Annotated in this window: 16 protein-coding genes; 7 read left to right on the plus strand and 9 right to left on the minus strand. The window is 72.4% G+C overall.

Going from position 1 to position 16,950, the window contains the following annotated elements:
- Positions 1-673 precede the first annotated feature (673 nt).
- The 3 genes from ACW62_RS30095 to ACW62_RS30105 are packed head-to-tail and all read left to right on the plus strand — an operon-like array spanning position 674 to position 1,601.
- Positions 674-862, plus strand: coding sequence for a DUF4244 domain-containing protein (locus ACW62_RS30095; RefSeq protein ID WP_053207825.1), 189 nt, complete (start codon positions 674-676; stop codon positions 860-862).
- Positions 863-903: 41 nt separating this feature from the next.
- The gene (locus ACW62_RS30100) at positions 904-1,236 is read left to right on the plus strand and encodes a TadE family type IV pilus minor pilin (protein WP_276202983.1); all 333 of its coding nucleotides are present in this window, start codon (positions 904-906) and stop codon (positions 1,234-1,236) included.
- Positions 1,236-1,601 (plus strand): Rv3654c family TadE-like protein, encoded by a 366-nt coding sequence (locus ACW62_RS30105; RefSeq protein WP_053207827.1) that lies wholly within the window; start codon positions 1,236-1,238, stop codon positions 1,599-1,601. Before ACW62_RS30100 ends, ACW62_RS30105 begins: the two co-directional genes overlap by 1 nt.
- A gap of 231 nt (positions 1,602-1,832) precedes the next feature.
- On the opposite strand, the gene ACW62_RS30110 is transcribed toward ACW62_RS30105, so the two are convergent.
- The 3 genes from ACW62_RS30110 to ACW62_RS30120 all read right to left on the minus strand — a co-directional run bounded on the left by ACW62_RS30110 (position 1,833) and on the right by ACW62_RS30120 (position 5,837).
- Entirely contained in the window at positions 1,833-2,702 is an 870-nt protein-coding gene (locus ACW62_RS30110) for an EamA family transporter (protein WP_053207828.1), read from the minus strand.
- A 208-nt stretch (positions 2,703-2,910) separates the two neighbouring features.
- On the minus strand, positions 2,911-3,351 hold the full coding sequence (locus ACW62_RS30115; protein ID WP_053207829.1) for a hypothetical protein: 441 nt from the start codon (positions 3,349-3,351) through the stop codon (positions 2,911-2,913).
- A gap of 68 nt (positions 3,352-3,419) precedes the next feature.
- Positions 3,420-5,837 (minus strand): DEAD/DEAH box helicase, encoded by a 2,418-nt coding sequence (locus tag ACW62_RS30120; protein ID WP_053207830.1) that lies wholly within the window; start codon positions 5,835-5,837, stop codon positions 3,420-3,422.
- Positions 5,838-5,926: 89 nt separating this feature from the next.
- On the opposite strand from ACW62_RS30120, the gene ACW62_RS30125 reads away from it, so the two are divergent.
- Together ACW62_RS30125 and ACW62_RS30130 are read left to right on the plus strand one after the other, a co-directional pair.
- A complete protein-coding gene (locus tag ACW62_RS30125; RefSeq protein WP_053207831.1) occupies positions 5,927-6,274 on the plus strand; it encodes an STAS domain-containing protein in 348 nt (115 codons plus the stop codon).
- 237 nt (positions 6,275-6,511) lie between these two features.
- A complete protein-coding gene (locus ACW62_RS30130; RefSeq protein ID WP_053207832.1) occupies positions 6,512-8,770 on the plus strand; it encodes a sodium-translocating pyrophosphatase in 2,259 nt (752 codons plus the stop codon).
- A 152-nt stretch (positions 8,771-8,922) separates the two neighbouring features.
- Here ACW62_RS30130 and ACW62_RS30135 read toward each other — a convergent pair whose 3' ends face one another.
- Positions 8,923-10,221 (minus strand): aminotransferase-like domain-containing protein, encoded by a 1,299-nt coding sequence (locus ACW62_RS30135; protein ID WP_053207833.1) that lies wholly within the window; start codon positions 10,219-10,221, stop codon positions 8,923-8,925.
- 68 nt (positions 10,222-10,289) lie between these two features.
- Between ACW62_RS30135 and ACW62_RS30140 the strand changes: the two genes are divergently transcribed.
- The gene (locus ACW62_RS30140) at positions 10,290-11,222 is read left to right on the plus strand and encodes a DMT family transporter (protein ID WP_053207834.1); all 933 of its coding nucleotides are present in this window, start codon (positions 10,290-10,292) and stop codon (positions 11,220-11,222) included.
- Between the two features lie 69 nt (positions 11,223-11,291).
- A complete protein-coding gene (locus tag ACW62_RS30145; protein ID WP_053207835.1) occupies positions 11,292-11,702 on the plus strand; it encodes a protein-tyrosine phosphatase family protein in 411 nt (136 codons plus the stop codon).
- A gap of 69 nt (positions 11,703-11,771) precedes the next feature.
- On the opposite strand, the gene ACW62_RS30150 is transcribed toward ACW62_RS30145, so the two are convergent.
- From ACW62_RS30150 to ACW62_RS30170, 5 genes are all read right to left on the minus strand, one after another.
- On the minus strand, positions 11,772-12,281 hold the full coding sequence (locus ACW62_RS30150; RefSeq protein WP_169792158.1) for an RNA polymerase sigma factor: 510 nt from the start codon (positions 12,279-12,281) through the stop codon (positions 11,772-11,774).
- Positions 12,282-12,893: 612 nt separating this feature from the next.
- Complete coding sequence (locus ACW62_RS30155; RefSeq protein WP_053207837.1) at positions 12,894-13,739, minus strand: heme ABC transporter ATP-binding protein; 846 nt, start codon at positions 13,737-13,739, stop codon at positions 12,894-12,896.
- Entirely contained in the window at positions 13,736-14,896 is a 1,161-nt protein-coding gene (locus tag ACW62_RS30160; protein ID WP_083460345.1) for a FecCD family ABC transporter permease, read from the minus strand. The genes ACW62_RS30155 and ACW62_RS30160 overlap by 4 nt, the downstream gene beginning before the upstream one ends.
- Positions 14,893-15,888: a heme/hemin ABC transporter substrate-binding protein gene (locus tag ACW62_RS30165; protein WP_205629698.1), complete on the minus strand. Its 996-nt coding sequence runs from the start codon at positions 15,886-15,888 to the stop codon at positions 14,893-14,895. Before ACW62_RS30165 ends, ACW62_RS30160 begins: the two co-directional genes overlap by 4 nt.
- A gap of 190 nt (positions 15,889-16,078) precedes the next feature.
- Positions 16,079-16,768: a biliverdin-producing heme oxygenase gene (locus ACW62_RS30170; protein ID WP_053207839.1), complete on the minus strand. Its 690-nt coding sequence runs from the start codon at positions 16,766-16,768 to the stop codon at positions 16,079-16,081.
- Between the last annotated feature and the right edge of the window lie 182 nt (positions 16,769-16,950).

Below are 16,950 nucleotides of genomic sequence, written 5' to 3' on the forward strand. Positions count from 1 at the left end.
CGGAGGTCTTCGTCATCGTCCAGCAGGCACGCCGTCCCTAACGTCCGTGGTCAGTACAGCTAGACCGCCGAGCCGCGTGGGCAGTCAGGCCGCGTGGGCCGCCGAGCCGTTCGGGTCGCTGAGGCGCCGGGCCGTTGAGCCGCTGGGCTGGTCGGGCCGTTCTGGTCGGTGGGCCGCCGAACCTCGCGTGGGTCGCCGAGCTGCACGGCGTGCACGTTGAGCACGGCCAGCGTGGCACGGTGTCGGCGTGAAGGCGCGGCCGCAACGGCGCCGAACCCCGCTTGGGTCGCCGAGCCGCCGAGCCGCCGAGCCGTTCGGGTCGCTGAGCCGCCGAGCCGCCGAGCCGCCGAGCCGTTCGGGTCGCTGAGCCGCCGAGCGTCAAGCCGCCGAACCCCCGCGGGGCCGCTGGGCCGGCGGGCTTCCGCGCCACCGGCGACCTGCTCGGCCACGCAGCTAGGACACCACGCTGCTGGACGGAACCGCTGCCGCGCCATGAGATCGCCGCTGAGCCTGCCCTTGCGCCCCGTTGTCCACAGGCCGATCCGATTCCGCTGGTTGTCCCCAAAACCGGATTCGGCGCTGGGATCCGCTCGCCCGGCCGAAGAACCTGGTCGCAGGCCTACAGCTCGTGGGCTCCGCGCCGGCCGGTCGCCGGATTCCAGGGAGGTTCACCATGTCCAAGTTCACCAGCAGGCTCGGTCGGTTGCGCAGCGAGCGCGGCATGACCACCGCCGAATACGCCGTCGGGACGGTCGCGGCGTGCGGCTTCGGCGGCGTCCTCTACAAGTTGCTGACGAGCGAGCCGGTTCAGGCCCTGCTGAACAACGTCATCGAGAAGGCGTTCGGGGTGATCGGCGGATGAGCCGCCGGCGACCCGTGGCGCGGGGCGATCCACAGCGCGGCATGGTGACGGCCGAGATCGCGGCTGGGTTCCCTGCCCTCGTGCTGGTGCTGTTCATGGCGATCTGGGCGATCACGATCGCCGTTGGGCATCTGAGGTGCTCCGACGCCGCTCGCGAGGCGGCTCGGGCGGCGGCTCGTGGCGAGGATCTGGCGGTCGTGCGCGAGGTCGCGGCAGAGTCGGCGCCATCGGGTGCGGATGTCGTCATCGACGAGGTCGACGGGACGATCGAGGTCCGGGTCAGCACGCGAATGGCCATGCCCGGTCCGCTGGGCGACACCTTGCCGGCGCCCACCGTGTCGGGGCACTCGGTCGCACTGGCCGAGGCCGGCTGATGCCGGTCCAACGCCGCTCCGGCGAGCGCGGTGCGGGGACGGTACTGATCCTGTCGATCGTGCTGGCGATCATGGTCGCTGTGCAGGCCGTCGCGGTCTTGGCGGCGGGTCAGTCGGCCCGTCACCGGGCGGCCGCGGCGGCGGATCTTGCTGCGCTGGCGGGAGCGAACCAGCTGGCGCTCGGCTCGGCCGATCCCTGTGCCGTCGCCGGCCGCATCGCCGACGCCAACGGCGCGACCCTGCGCGACTGCGTCATCGACGGCATGGAGGTCGAGGTCCAGGTGCGGGTGCCGACGACGTCCGCGTTGCCGTGGCTGCCGGGTCAGGACCGACGTGCCCGTGCCGGTCCGCCGCGGCCCGGCTGAGGCCCGGACGGCGCAGTCGCTGCGCACGGATCGGCTCGTCCCGCTCGGCGCGGCCGCCGCACGGTGGGCTCGTACGAGGTACGGACGGACGTGGACGAGGTTGTGGCCGCTTCGCCCACATCGGTCGACGGGTGTAGTGGTCGTGCGTCGGTGCGATCTGGGCGTGCGTCGGTATCAGCGCGCCCAGATCGCTCGTCACGCCGGACCGTCGAGCCTCCCTGTGCGTCCAGGTCAGGGCTCGGTGCGGCTCGGACGTTGCTGGGTCGCGCCGAGGCAGGCCGCCACGACGAGGCCGATCGCGAGCCACTCCTGAACGTGCAGGATCTCGTCCAGCACGAGGAGCCCGACCAGTGCGGCCGCCGCAGGTTCGAGGCTCATCAGGATCCCGAACACCGTCGCGGGCATGCGACGCAACGCTTCCAATTCGAAGGAGTACGGAATCACCGATGAAAGCAGAGCGATTCCAGCAGCCAGAAGCAGCACCTCGGTCTGCCAGAGGTCGGATCCGCCGGTCGTCAGGCCGATCGGCGCTACCGCGACCGCGCCCACGACGCTGGCCACGGTCAGTCCGGACGAGCCCGGGAAGCGCTGACCGAGCTGCTTGCCGAGCAGGATGTACGACGCCCAGCCGACGGCCGCCACCAGCGCGAACAGCACGCCCACCGGATCGATCTCGCCTGACCCGCCGCGAGCCAGCAGCACGACACCGGTGCCGGCCAGCAGCACCCAGAGCAGGTCGAGCCGGCGTCGCGACAGCGCGACCGCCACCCCGAGCGGCCCGATGAACTCGATGGTGACTGCGATGCCGAGCGGGATGCGCGAGAAGGACTCGTAGATTGCGATGTTCATCGCGGCCAGCGAGAGCCCGAAGGTGACCGCGAGCCCGAGGTCACCGCGCGACGCCCGGCGCAGCGCCGCGCGGACCGCATGTTGAGTGATGGCCGCCAACGCCACGGCCGAGAACGCCAGTCGCAGGAACACGACGGCGGTCGGCGGCAGCGTGTCGAACAGGCCTTTCGCGAGACCGGCGCCGATCTGCAGCGAGAAGATCCCACCGAGCACCAGCCCGGGAGCGGGAATCGACCCGAGCGGCGACGTCACGCGGTCAGCCTAGGCGTTGGGCTGACCCACCTCGGCTGACTCATCTCGGCCGAGCGCCGGGGACGTGGCGCCGTGGGTCGTGCAGGCCTGCGGTGCGATGCGTAGAGGTGGGCGGTGCGGCACCCGGAGGCGGATGATGCGATGTCCAGAGGTGCGCTGTGGGACGCGGGTGGGCTGGGCTGGGCGAAGGTGCGCGGTGGGCCGGGCGTCAGGAGTTGTCGCGGTCGGCGACCGGCGATCCGGAATCGGCGCGGGCCGGCTCCTGTCGATCGCCGTCTGCGTCTTTGCCGCGACGGTCTCCGTCTGCGTCACCGTCGGCGCCGGTGGCCTGCCGGCCGCCGTCGGTAGAGGGATGGTCGGCAACGGGGGATCCGTGCGGATCGTCGGCGCGGTCGGCACGTCGTTCGAGGTCGCGGATCCGCTTGCGCTGCTTCAGCTCCTTACGCAGCCCGATCCGCAGCAACCACAGGGCGGCCAGCGTCGCCAGGCCGGTGATCAGACCGGCGATGTACAGACCGGACCCCGACGTCGTGACCTCGGAACCGAGCAGGTCCACGGAAAGCGACTCGCCGGCGCCGGTGAGCACACCGATGGTGAGCAACAGAGCGAGCAGGAGAACGATCAGTGCGACAGCGACCACGGCGACCACCCCTTCATCGATCCCCCGGAGTCCACCGTAGCGATCACCGGCCCGTCGGCGGGCGAATCCGGGTCGGGTCAGTCGGCCCCGGAGAGCAGCACGTCCAGCAGCCGCACCGCACCGGCTTTGTCGAGCGGTTCGTTACCATTGCCGCACTTCGGCGACTGCACACACGATGGGCAGCCGTCGCGGCAGGGGCAGGACGCGATCGTGTCACGCGTCGCCGTCAGCCAGGACCGCGCCGCGTGGAAGCCGCGTTCCGCGAAGCCCGCGCCGCCGGGATGACCGTCGTGCACGAAGACCGTGAGCATGCCGGTGTCCGGATGCAGCAGCGTCGACAGCCCGCCGATGTCCCAGCGGTCGCAACTGGCCACGAGCGGCAGGATCCCGATCGACGCATGCTCCGCGGCGTGCGCCGCGCCTGGCGCGTCCGCCATCGACACCCCGGCGGCGGCGATCACGTCGTCGGGCAGCGTCCACCAGACGGACCGGGTGCGCAGGCGGCGTTCGGGCAGGTCGAGCGGCACCTCGCCGAGCACCGCACCATTGCGCAGCGCCCGTTTGAGGTATCCGACGACCTGGCTGACCACCTCGACGGTGCCGAAGGCGAGGCGCGCCGACCCCCACTTCTCCGACGCCGACTCCTCCAGCACCCGCAATGTGCTGACCTCGCGCGCCGTCGTCGTGTAGTCGGGCGCACCGGGCAATGCCATCGCGACACCGTCGTCGAGGTCCAGGCTCTCGATGACGTAGGTGTCGCCCTGGTGCACGTAGACGGCGCCTTCGTGGGCGGTCGAGTGCGCCCGGACGCCATCGACGGTGCCGAGCACGCGGCCGGTGCCGGCTTCGACCAGGCTGACCAGTCCACCGGAGCCGCGCAAGTCTGCCAGGTCGGTCGGGCGCTCGCGCTTGGTCCAGTGCCAGGTGGTCTCGTCCTTGACCCTTCGCCGCAGCAGCCGCCGGTGCTCCAGCGTCGCCAGGACGTCGTCGGTCGACGGGCCGAAGATGGCCGCGTCCTGGGTGGTCAGCGGACGTTCGGCCGCGGCGGCGCACAAGTGCGGCGCCAGCACGTACGGATTGTCCGGGTCCAGCACCGTCTCCTCGACGGGCTGCTCGAAGATCGCCTCCGGGTGCTGGACGAGGTACGAGTCGAGCGGGTTGTCGCTGGCCACCAGGACGGCGAGGCTTGCCTGACCCGCGCGGCCGGCCCGGCCAGCCTGCTGCCACAGCGACGCCCGCGTCCCCGGCCAACCGGCGATCAGGACGGCATCCAGCCCGCTGACGTCGACACCCAGCTCGAGCGCCGTCGTCGCGGCGAGGCCGACCAGCGATCCGTCGTTGAGGGCGGCCTCCAGGGACCGGCGCTCGTAGGGGAGATAACCGGCTCGGTACGACGCGACCCGGCTCGGCAGCGACGCGTCCACTTCGGTCAACGCCGACCGCGCGAGCCCGGCGACCGTCTCGGCGGCACGGCGGGAGCGGACGAACGCGACGGTCCGGGCGTCGGCGATGACGAGATCGGTGAGCAGGTCCGCGGACTCGGCCAGCACGCTCCGCCGCCGCGCCGTCCCGCCGTCGACCCCCCAGGAACCCGAGTCACCGCCTGGACCGGCGGAGTCACTGGTGACGGCGGCAATCGAGGAACTGACGGTTGTAGGGCCGGTGCCGACGCTGCGGGTGTTCCGGTTCGTGCCGTCGCCGAGCAGGGGCGGCTCCCAGAGGAGGAACGTCTTCGCGCCGCTGGGCGAGCCGTCCTCGGTCACGGCCTCGATGGGCAGCATGCCGATGAGCAGCTCGGCGGTGCGGGCCGGGTTCGCCGTCGTCGCGGAGGCGAGCACGAACGTCGGCGTCGAGCCGTACATCGCGCAGACGCGCCGCAGCCGCCGTAACACCTGCGCCACGTGGGAGCCGAAGACGCCGCGGTAGCCGTGGCACTCGTCGACCACGACGAACCGCAGCGACCGGAGGAAGCCGGCCCAGCGGTGGTGCGCCGGCAGCATCGCGTGGTGCAGCATGTCCGGGTTCGTCAGCAGGTACGTCGCATGCGTCCGAGCCACGTCGCGCAGCTCGATCGGGGTGTCGCCGTCATAGGTGGTGGCCATGACGCCGGGGACGCCGAGCTCGTCGAGCGAGCGCAGCTGGTCGGCGGCCAGCGCCTTGGTGGGCGAGATGTACAGCGTCGTGCCGCCGAGGCGCCGGCCGGTGCGGGCCGCCGTCAACGCCGGGAGCTGGTAGGCAAGCGACTTGCCCGACGCGGTGCCGGTGGCGATGACGACGTGCCGCCGGGACCAGGCCAGCGCAGCGGCCTGTGCCTGATGGGCCCAGGGCGCTACGATGCCTGCGGTCATGAAGCGATCGCGCACGACGGGGTCCACCCAGAGCGGCCACGCGCCGGGCTTGGCGGCCCGGGCGGGTATCGATTCGATGTGCGTGACACGTCCGGTCCGGTGCGGACCGGTCAGCAGGACATCGAGCAGGTCGTTCGGGCGGGGCACCTCGTGAGTCTCGCATCATGGTTGAATGCGGATGAGCCCGGCACGCGGTGAGCGCTGTGTGTTGACCGATGGAGGCATGGAGGATCTGCGTGGACCTGTCGTTGTCGACCCGTACCGAGAGCGGCCGCAGCGTGGTCGCGGTCGGTGGTGAGATCGACGTCTACACGGCGCCGAGACTGCGCGACCAGCTGGTCGAGCTCGTCGACTCGGGTCACTACCACATCGTCGTTGACATGCGTGAGGTCGAGTTTCTCGACTCGACCGGGCTCGGCGTCCTCGTCGGCGGCCTCAAGCGGGTCGGCCAGCACGACGGTTCCCTCCGGCTCGTCTGCAACCAGGAGCGGATCCTGAAGATCTTCCGGATCACCGGCCTCACGAAGGTCTTCCCGATTCACGAGACGCTCGAGGAGGCCGTGGCCGCCACGGAGACGCCCTGAGAGGGCTCGCGCAGGCGGCATCGTGTGGGTACTTTCACACGGTGGTGACGATGTCGGTAGGTGGACCGACGTGAACTTTGGGTCCGGGGCGCTCTAGACTCCGCAGGTCGGTCGGATCCTGCCCATCTTGCGGGCCGTCGACACGAACGAGCCGATTCCTGTCAGCGGTCGGTCCAGCGGACCGGGCGCGGACAGCTGTTTCAACGCCCTGCCCGAGGGCGACGTCAAGGAGGACGAATGACCGGGCTCAACCTCTCCTATGTGGTTGTCGTCGCGTTGATCGCGGTGGCAGCCCTCGCTATGGCGGCGCTGTTTCGCCGGGAGGTTCTCGCTGCCCCTGAGGGCACCGAGAACATGAAGACGATCGCGCGCGCCGTGCAGGAGGGCGCCGCGGCCTACCTCAACCGGCAGTTCCGGACGCTGGCCATCTTCGTGGTGCTGGTGTTCGGCCTGCTCTTCCTGCTGCCCGGCGACGCCGACGTTCGCTTCGGCCGGTCGCTGTTCTTCCTGGTCGGTGCGGCGTTCTCCGCCGCCATCGGCTACATGGGCATGTGGCTGGCCACGCGGGCGAACGTCCGTGTCGCCGCCGCCGCTCGTGACGAGGGCCGCGACCCGGCGATGAAGGTCGCGTTCCGCACCGGTGGCACCGTCGGTATGGCCACCGTCGGTCTGGGTCTCCTGGGCGCGGCCGTCGTCGTCCTCGTCTATCAGGAGGACGCGCCGACGGTGCTCGAGGGCTTCGGCTTCGGCGCCGCGCTGCTCGCCATGTTCATGCGTGTCGGCGGCGGCATCTTCACCAAGGCCGCCGACGTCGGCGCGGACCTCGTCGGCAAGGTCGAGCAGGGCATCCCCGAGGACGACCCGCGCAACGCGGCGACCATCGCGGACAACGTCGGCGACAACGTCGGTGACTGCGCCGGCATGGCGGCGGACCTGTTCGAGTCCTACGCCGTCACGCTGGTGGCCGCGCTCATCCTGGGCCAGGTCGCGTTCGGCCAGGAGGGCCTGGTCTTCCCGCTGATCGTCCCGGCGCTCGGTGCGCTGACCGCGGTCCTCGGCATCTACCTGACCCGCCCCCGTCCCGGCGAGAACGGTCTCACGACCATCAACCGGGCGTTCTACATCTCAGCGGTCGTCTCGGCGGTGTTGTGTGCCATCGCGGCGTTCGCCTACCTGCCCGACAGCTTCGCCCAGCTCGACGGCGGCCTCGGCGACCACGACGGCGACCCGCGCGTCCTGGCGACCGCCGCCGTGTTCCTCGGGATCGTGCTGGCCGGCATCATCCTGTGGCTGACCGGCTACTTCACCGGCACCGACAAGAAGCCGACCGAGGACGTCGCCAAGACGTCGCTCACCGGCCCGGCGACGGTCATCCTGTCCGGCATCGCGCTCGGACTGGAGTCGGCGGTCTACACCGCACTTGTCATCGGCGGCGCGGTCTACGGCGCGTTCCTGCTGGGTGACGGCTCGGTCGAGCTGTCGCTGTTCCTCATCGCGCTGGCCGGCACCGGCCTGCTTACCACCGTGGGCGTCATCGTAGCGATGGACACCTTCGGCCCGGTCAGCGACAACGCTCAGGGCATCGCCGAGATGTCGGGCGACGTCGACGGCGAGGGCGCGCAGATCCTCACCGAGCTGGACGCGGTCGGCAACACCACCAAGGCCATCACCAAGGGCATCGCCATCGCGACGGCGGTCCTCGCGGCGACGGCGCTGTTCGGCTCCTACATGGATGCCATCTCGCGTGAGCTGGTCAACGTCGGCGGCGACATCGCCGGCGAGTCGTCGTTCATCCTCGAGATCGTGTCGCCGAACGTCCTCGTCGGCGTGATCATCGGTGCCGCGGTCGTGTTCATGTTCTCGGGTCTGGCCATCAACGCGGTCGGCCGGGCAGCCGGTGCGGTCGTGTTCGAGGTGCGCCGCCAGTTCCGCGACGACCCGGGCATCATGGCCGGCACGTCGACCCCGGCGTACGGCCGCGTCGTCGACATCGTCACGAAGGACTCGCTGCGCGAGCTGGCGACGCCGGGCCTGATGGCGGCGCTGGCGCCGATCGCGGTCGGCTTCGGTCTCGGTGTCGGCCCGCTGGCCGGCTACCTGGCCGGTGCCATCGCGACCGGTGTGCTGATGGCGGTGTTCCTGGCCAACTCCGGTGGCGCCTGGGACAACTCGAAGAAGCTGGTCGAGGACGGCAACCACGGCGGCAAGGGCTCCAGCGCCCACGACGCCACCGTCATCGGCGACACCGTCGGCGACCCGTTCAAGGACACCGCCGGTCCGGCCATCAACCCGCTGATCAAGGTGATGAACCTGGTCTCCGTGCTGATCGCGCCGGCCATCGTCTCGATGTCGGTGGGCGCGGACGCCAACGACGGTCTGCGCTACACGATCGCCATCGTCGCGGTCGCGATCATCGTCGGCGCCGTCTGGTTCTCGAAGCGGCGCTCGGCCATCATCGGTGAGGACGAGCCGGCCCGGGAGGGCGCGGCGGTCTGATCGACTGCTCCACGGCGCGGCGGCCGCTCCCCCTGGGGGCGGCCGCCGTTCCTTTTGTTGTGACGGAATCGGCTACGGCTGGGTGCCTGGTTGCGGCCGCACACCCGGAGGAACCCGTCGCCGGAACCGACGCGAGCAGCGACGGCGGCCGGTCAGCGGACGGCAGCCACGGAGATCACGGCGCCGGGGTGACCCGCGTCGTCCACCGGGGCGGCCGGTACGCCGGACGACAGCAGCTCGCCGACCAGCGCCGCCGCGTCCACCGTCGGGGCGAAGGCGTGCACCCCGACCGGCGCGCCGCCGAGTTCGTACCGAGGCGCCAGCCGCGCCGTCAGCAGGGACCGGCGTTCGTCGTAGACGCGGCGTGCGCGGCGGAGGTGGCGGTCCAGCCCGCCGGACTCGATCAGCGCGGCGACGGTCAGCTGCAGCACGACCGAGACGCCGAGGTCGGAGTCTTCGCGCTGCTCCCGCAACCTGTCGGCCACGGTCGGTGGTGCGACGATCCAGCCGAGCCGCAGCCCCGGCGCCAGCAGCTTGGACAGCGACCCGGTGAACACGACCAGGTCCGGCGCCAGCGCCTGCACCGCCGCCGGCACGACGCCGGGGGCGGCGAGGTGCGAGTCGTAGTCGTCCTCGACCAGCCAGCGGCCGGCGACGCGGCACCCGTCGACCAGCGACCGTCGCCGGGACGCGGACAGCTGCACGCCGGTCGGGTACTGGTGGCTCGGCGTGATCATCACGGCCCCGACGCCCGCACCACCGGCGCCGGACCCGTCCAGCAGCGCCGGATCCAGGCCGTCCGCGTCGATCGGGATCTCGACGACCTCGACCGGACGGCGCACCAGGTGATGCATGGTGCCGGGCGAGCACGGCCGCTCGACCGCCCACGTCGCGACGTCGAGCACCGTCGTCAGCATCCACATCGCGTGCGAGACGCCGCCGGTGACGTGGATCTGGTCGGGTTCGGCGGACACGCCGCGGGTCCGGGCCAGCCAGTCGGCCAGCGCCGCCCGCAGCCGTGGATGACCGGCCGGATCCGGATAGCCGAGGTCCCGTTCGGACAGCCGGGCCAGCGCCTCACGCGTCGCGGCGGCCCAGGCGCGGTGCGGGAACAGCGCCGGATCGGGCACGCCCGGAGACGGCGGCGGCGCGGCCGAGCTGGGCGGCGCCAGCGCCGGTGCGCCGGCGCCCGGACCGCCGCTCACGACCGGCCGCCGCCGCGGCGCGGAGCGGATGAACCCCTCGTCCTGCAGTTGGGCGTAGACGGCGTCGGTGGTGCCGCGGGCGAGGCCGACGGCCTGGGCGAGGTCGCGTGCGCCGGGCAGCGCCGTGCCGGGCGGCAACCGTCCGCCGAGGATCGCATCGATCAGCCGGCCGCGCAGCCAGGCGGCCTTCGCGACCGGCGGAGGCGGACCCCAGGGCGCGACCAGCTCGGCGGCGATGTCGGACATCACTGGCCTAGTGGACCATGTCGCCTCTGGCCCTGTCCATGGGCCAGTTGCTTGGCGACGATCGTCTCATGACCCGATTCGCGTCGCCCACCACCACAGGAGCGCTGGCCTGCACCGTCGGCATGACCGTCGTCGGCGCCTCGATCGCGTTCGGACCGCTGCTCGCGGACTATCCGGTGCTGGCCGGGCAGGCATGGCGGTACCTGCTGGCCGGGTTCGTGCTGCTCGCCGTCATGCGGCTGCGCCGGGTACGGCTGCCGCGGGTGCGTCCGGGCCAGCTCGGTCGGCTCGTGCTGCTGGCGGGTACCGGTCTGGCGGCGTTCAACTGGCTGCTGATCGAGGGCACGCGGCACTCCGACCCGGCGTTCATGGCGGCGGTGGTCGGCGCGACGCCGCTGGTGCTCGCGCTGGCCGGGCCGCTGCTCGACGGCGGCCGGGTGCGCGCGCGGACGGTCGCGGGCAGCACGGTCGTGGTCGCCGGCATCCTGATCGTGCAGGGCGCGACGACCGCCCCGCTGGGCGCCCTGCCGTACGCCGTCGGCTTCCTGCTCTGTGAGGCGGCGTTCACGCTGCTCGCCGTCCCGCTGCTGAAGGAGTTCAGCCCGCTACAGGTGTCGAGCGCGGTGTGCCTGGTCGCGGTCCCGCTGCTGGCCGGGCTCGCGGTGCTGGAGCCGGGAGCCGACCTGGTCGTCCCGACCGTGTCCGAGGCGGCGACGCTCACGTTCCTGGCGGTGTGCACGACGGCGGTCGCGTTCCTGCTCTGGTATGGCGGCGTGATCCGCCTCGGCGCCGACCGGGCCGGCCTGTTCGCCGGCATCATGCCGATCGCCGGGATGGTCGTCGGCGTCGTCGCCGGGACGTCGGTCTGGACCCCGATCGGGCTGGTCGGCTCGCTGCTCTGCGGCGCCGGCATCGCCCTGGGCCTGCGCCGTCCATCCGCACCTCGCCGGGCTCCCGTCGCCGGGGACACCGTCGGCGATGCCGTGGCCGAGACCGTCTGACCGCGCCGTTCGCGACGGGCGTAGGGCCGGCCGCAGCCGGGGCGGCCTACGGCGTCCGAGAATCGACGGATGACGGAGTGGCTGGACGATCTCGGCGTGGTGACCCTGCCCAGCGGCGTGACGGTGCGCGGGCGACCGCTCGGCGCGGCGGCCACTCCGGCGGACTTCACGCTGGTGCTGACCGACGGGACGATGCCGGAGTGGCCGCACCGGCGGATCCGCTGGCCGGACTTCTGGATCCCGCTCGACCGCGCCGACGCCCTCGACGCGCTGCACGATGCCTACCGGCGTGCGGTCGACGGCGAGCGGGTGGAGGCCGCGTGCCGTGGCGGTCGCGGGCGGACGGGGACGGCGCTGGCGGCGCTCGCGATCCTGGACGGCGTGCCGGAGGGCGAGGCGGTCGGCTGGATCCGTACGCACTACCACCCGAAGGCGGTCGAGACGCCCTGGCAGCGCCGCTGGCTGCGCGGCGTGCGCTGACGTCCGGCTGGCGCGACGGCCGTCCGGCCGGCCGGCCTGACGTCGTGGGTGAGGCCGGCCGCGGCGCGGTCAGTCGGTCGCCAGGTACGCCGTCCGCAACGCCTGCCGCGCCCGCGACGCCAGGCTGGAGACCGCGTTCGGCGTCAGCGAGAGGCCGGGCGCGAGTTCGGCCGGCGAGTACCGGTCGACCTCGACGAGCCACAGGATGCTGCGCCACCGCGGCGGCAGCGACGCCCACGCGGCCGTGACCCGCTCCGTCTGCACCGCCGGCAGCACGACGTCGGTGTGGCGCTCCCACATGTCCGGATCGTCGTTGGCGACGGTGCGGCTCTCGGTCTTGCAGTACCGGTACGCCAGGTGCTTCACCGTCGCCAGGACGTAGCCGGCGAAGGAGTCCCGCGGGCCGCGGCCGGACCGGACCGCCCGCAGCACGAGATAGAACGTCTCCTGGACGAGGTCGTCGGCGGCATGTGAGTCACGCACGATGTTGTGCGCGGCGCGCCGGGCCATCGGGGACACCCTGCGGTAGAGAGTGCCGAACGCGGCATCGTCCCCCTGATACACACGGTCGAGCAACATGGTCGACTCCTCATGATCCCACCCCTTGATCATGAGCAAACATTCCCTGTGACCAGGCCGGCCCGGCGTCGGGGATGTCCGCATTCGTGTATTCGGTAAACACGTACGTGGTCCGGAAATTACCTGAAATAGACGGTTCAAAACTGTTGAAATCACTCCAATATGGACAAGCGAAACCAATGACTGTGAGGCAGATCACGTTTATCATTCGTGCTGTGGTGCCGACGTGGTGGCTCTTCAGGGGTGAGGCCGCCAGTTGGAGGGGGCGAACGATCCATGGCAGAACGCAGGCGTAGATACAGGGCCACGCACGTCCAGTTCGGGGCGGGCCCGCGATACCTGACCGCGCTGAGCCGAAGCGCCGGAGCGCATCGTGCCCGCGCGCACCGGCCCGGGCTGCGCCAGCGGTTCAGAAGCAGGTTCGTGGGCCGGTCCTGGTGACGCCTCGCCGCACCCGATCGGCCCATTGAGCTCGGCGCCTTTCCCGGTGACGGCCCGTCCGCCCGAAGCCGGGGAAGGCGCCGCGGTACGCGCATGGCGACCCGGCGGCGTTGGGGGATGCCGGGCCGACGGACGCCGGCCTGGCCGGGCCGAGGCCAGGCCGGCCCGCGGTCAGCGCCGCGGGAGGATGACCGGCGCGCCGGTGCGTGGATGGGCGATCACCTCGACGTCGTGCTCGTAGACGTCGGTGAGCAGCGCGCCGCCGAGTACCTCGCGCGGCGATCCCGTCGCGACGAGGCGGCCGCCCGCGAGGACGGCGACGCGGTCGGCGTGCGCGGCGGCGAGGTTGAGGTCGTGCAGCACGACCACGACGGCGACCCCGGCGGCGGCCCGGGTCCGGGCGACCCCGAGGACGAGCTCCTGGTGCCGCAGGTCGAGGGCGGCGGTCGGCTCGTCCAGCAACAGGACGCCGGTCCGCTGCGCGAGGACCCGGGCCAGCGCGACCCGCGCCTGCTCGCCGCCGGACAGCGACGTGAACCGGCGACCGGCGAACGACGCGACGTCGGCCTCGGCGAGTGCGGAGCGGACCGCCTCGTCGTCGCCGTCCTCGAGCGGCGTGCCGGCCCAGGGCGCCCGGCCCATCTCGACCACCTCGGCGACGGTGAACGGGAACGACAGCCGGACCTGCTGGAGGAGGACGGCGCGGCGCATGGCGGCCTCGGTCGCCGACCACGCCGTCAGCGTTGCGCCGTCGAGCGTGACCGTCCCTGCCGACACCGCGACGTCACCGGTGAGGGCGGACAGCAGCGTCGACTTGCCGGCGCCATTCGGCCCGACCAGCGCCAGCACCTCGCCCGCGCGGGCCTCGACGCTGACGTCGTCCAGCACCCGTGCCCCGCCGAGCGTGACGGATACGCCCGCGGCCTCGCTGGCGATCGACCCGGCGACGGGGGTCGCGGGCAGCCGGTGCCCGCGGCGGACGGCGGCCCAGCCCCGGCGAACCTCCGTGCGGGTCATGCCCAGCCGCCTTGGCTGGTGCGGGTCCGGCGCAGCAACCAGAAGAACAGCGGACCGCCGACCAGCGCCGTCAGCATGCCGAGCGGGAGGTCCGCATACCGGATGGCGGTCCGGGCGACCAGGTCGGCCGACACCAGCAGCAGCGCCCCGCCCAGCGCGCTCGCCGGCAGCAGCACCCGGTGCCCGGGCCCGGCGATCATCCGGATCAGGTGCGGCACGACCAGCCCGACGAAGCCGATGACGCCGGCGAAGGCGACTCCGGAGCCGACCAGCATGGCGACCGCGGCGATGGCGACGAGACGGAGCCGCTCGACGTGGACGCCGAGGTGGCGGGCGGAGCGCTCGCCGAGCGCGAGCAGGTCCAGCGACCGCGCCATCCCGATCGCCAGCGCCAGTCCCACGACCATGAACGGCAGGACGGCGACGACGGCCTGCCAGCGGGCGCCGTTGAGGCTGCCGAGCTGCCAGAACACGATCTGCTCCCGCGCCTCCGGTGTCGCGACGAACGTCGCGAACGCGACGATGGCGAACGCGACCGCGGTGACGGCCACGCCGGTGAGCACGAGCGTGACCACCTCCGTCCGGCCGCCCGACCGCGACAGCGCGTAGACGAGCAGCGTCGTGACCAGCCCGGTCGCGAACGCCGCCACAGCGACCGTCCACTCGCCGAGGAAGTTCGCGCCGGTGACGAAGACCAGGCTGGCCCCGACCGCCGCGCCCGGCGAGACCCCCACGATGGCGGGCTCGGCCAGCGGGTTGCCGAACACGCCCTGCATCAGCGCGCCCGCCGTCGCCAGCGCGGCGCCGACCAGCAGCGCCAGCACGACCCGCGGGAACCGGACCAGCCAGAGCGTGTTCTCGCCCTGCACGTGCTCCGGCCGCGGCCCGACGTCCAGCGGCAGGTCCGCCGTCACGCCGATCTGCCGCAGCACCCACTCCAGGTTCGCGTCCAGGCGGTGCAGGATCGACCCGACGACCTCGGCCGGCGGGATCTGCAGCTGGCCCCGTCCGGCCGACACGATCGTCACGACGACCAGCGCGATCGAGAGCGCCGCGATCAGGACGCCGCTCCGGCCGCGCCGCCACCGGCTCACGCGCGCGACACCGGTGTCGGGCCCGGCCGGCGCCGACGGCGGAGCCGACACCGTCGCCGTCATGGCTGGTAGACGGCGTGGGCGAGCGCCTCGATGGTGCGCCCGGAGCGTGGGCCGAAGCTGAGCAGCACGGAGTCGGCCATGTCGACGACGCGCAGCTTCTCGCCCGCCGGCGTCTGCGCGACGCCGGGCAGCTTCAGCATGCCGTCGACGCCGCCGATGGACTCGAGGCCCTTGCTCATCATGATGATGACGTCGGGGGCGGCCTCGATCAGCGCTTCGGACGTGATCTGCGTGAACGGCCGGTCCAGCCCGATGTCGGTGCCGACGTCGACCGCCCCGATGGCACGGATCATCGCGTCGGCGCCAGACCCCGGCCCGGCCAGCAGTTGCACCATGCCGCCGCGGGTGTAGAGGAACGCGACGCGCAGCGGGTCGGCGCCGGCCGGGGCGAGCCCGAGCGCGTCGGCGATCTCGCCGGACGTCCGCTCGACCAGCTGCTCCCCCTCGTCGGGGACGCCGAGGGCGCCGGCGACGGCGCGGATCTGGCTGGGGATGCGGTCGAGGTCGCGGGCGTCGTCGAAGAAGATCACCGGGATGCCGGCGTCGCGCAGCTGCTGCTGCACCTCGGGCGGGCCGACGCTGGCGTCGGTGAGGACGACGGTCGGGTCGAGCTCGAGGATCGCCTCGGCGTTCATGTCGTGGCCGCCGGGCGTGACCAGCGGTAGGGCGGCGGCCTGCGGGAACCCGGTGGACGCGTCGCGGCCGACGACGTGGTCACCGAGGCCGAGGCTGAACACGATCTCGGCGAGCGTGCCGTAGAGGTCGACGGCGAGGATGCGGCTGGCGTCGTCGACCACCACGGTCTCGCCGTCGCAGGACTCGACGGTGACGGGGAGCGCGGGCGCGGGGTCGTCGGCCACTGGGGTGACGGTCTGGTCGACGACGGCGGTGGACGGGCCGAGGATCGTCCGCGGGTCCCCGCCCTCGTCCGTGCTCGCGCCCGTGCTCGATGGGCGGGGCGGCAGCGGCTCACCGTCCGCGTCGACGCTCACCCCGAACCCGGGTACCGGTTCCTGACAGGCATGGACGGAATCGGCTGCGGGGTCCGCCGGGGTGCTCTGCGACGAGGGCTGCGCGTCCGTCCCTCCATCTGCCGCGTCGTCCGCCGGCGCCACGCACGCCGTCGCGCCCAACAGCAGGCCGGCCGCCACGACGACGACCCTGCGCCCCCATCGCCACACGTCAGCCGGCCGCGGGCGTCGCCGGGTGCACCGCGCCCAGCGCGAGGAAGATCTCGGTGTTCAGCCCGTACGCGAGGACCACCTCGTCGATGACCCGTTCCCGCTCGTCCGGGTTCCACCGCGCCGCGTCGAGCCGGGCGCGGTAGGCGTCCTTGAACGGCCGCGGCTTCGGGATCTGCGCGAAGTGGTAGAACAGCACGCCCTCGCCGCCCAGCTGGAAGCCGTACGTACGCGACACGATCGTCCCGACGGCCAGCCCGCCGGAGAGGTCGCCGAGGTAGCGGGTGTAGTGATGCGCGATGAACCCGCCGGGCCACTGCGCCGTCTCGCGGATGCGGTCGGCATAGCGGCGCGTGGCCGGCAGCGGCTCGAGGTCGTCGACGGCGTCAGCGCTGCCGAGGAGGAACGCGAGGTCGCGCCGCAGCGACGGCACCCGGGTGAGCTCGTCGGTGACGAACGGCCCGGCGATCGGGTCGTCGCGCATGCCGGCGGCGACCGATTCCAGCGCTTCGTAGACGAACAGGTGCTGCGTGACCAGCGCCGCGTAACCCGCGCGGCTGATGCGGCCCTCCATCAGCGCGTTGATGAACTCCGCGCCGTTGGCGACGTCGTGCAGGGGCCAGCTGCGCTCGCGCAGGGCCTGGGAGAACGTTCGGGGCTCGGCCTCGGCCGGCGTTCGGGTGGTCGGCACGGATGCTCCTCCGGGTCGGCGCTGCGGATGAGACAAGTATTGCATCTTAGGTTTGCCTACCCCAATGTAGGTATGCCTTACCTATGCCGATATGGTGCGTCATCGATCCGCAGAACCCGACATCAGGTTGAAGGGTGGGACATGTCGAACGTTTCCCGACGGCGCTCACGTCGCCGTCGACT

The sequence above is a fragment of the Jiangella muralis genome (genome assembly GCF_001270745.1).
GTDB lineage: Bacteria > Actinomycetota > Actinomycetes > Jiangellales > Jiangellaceae > Jiangella > Jiangella muralis.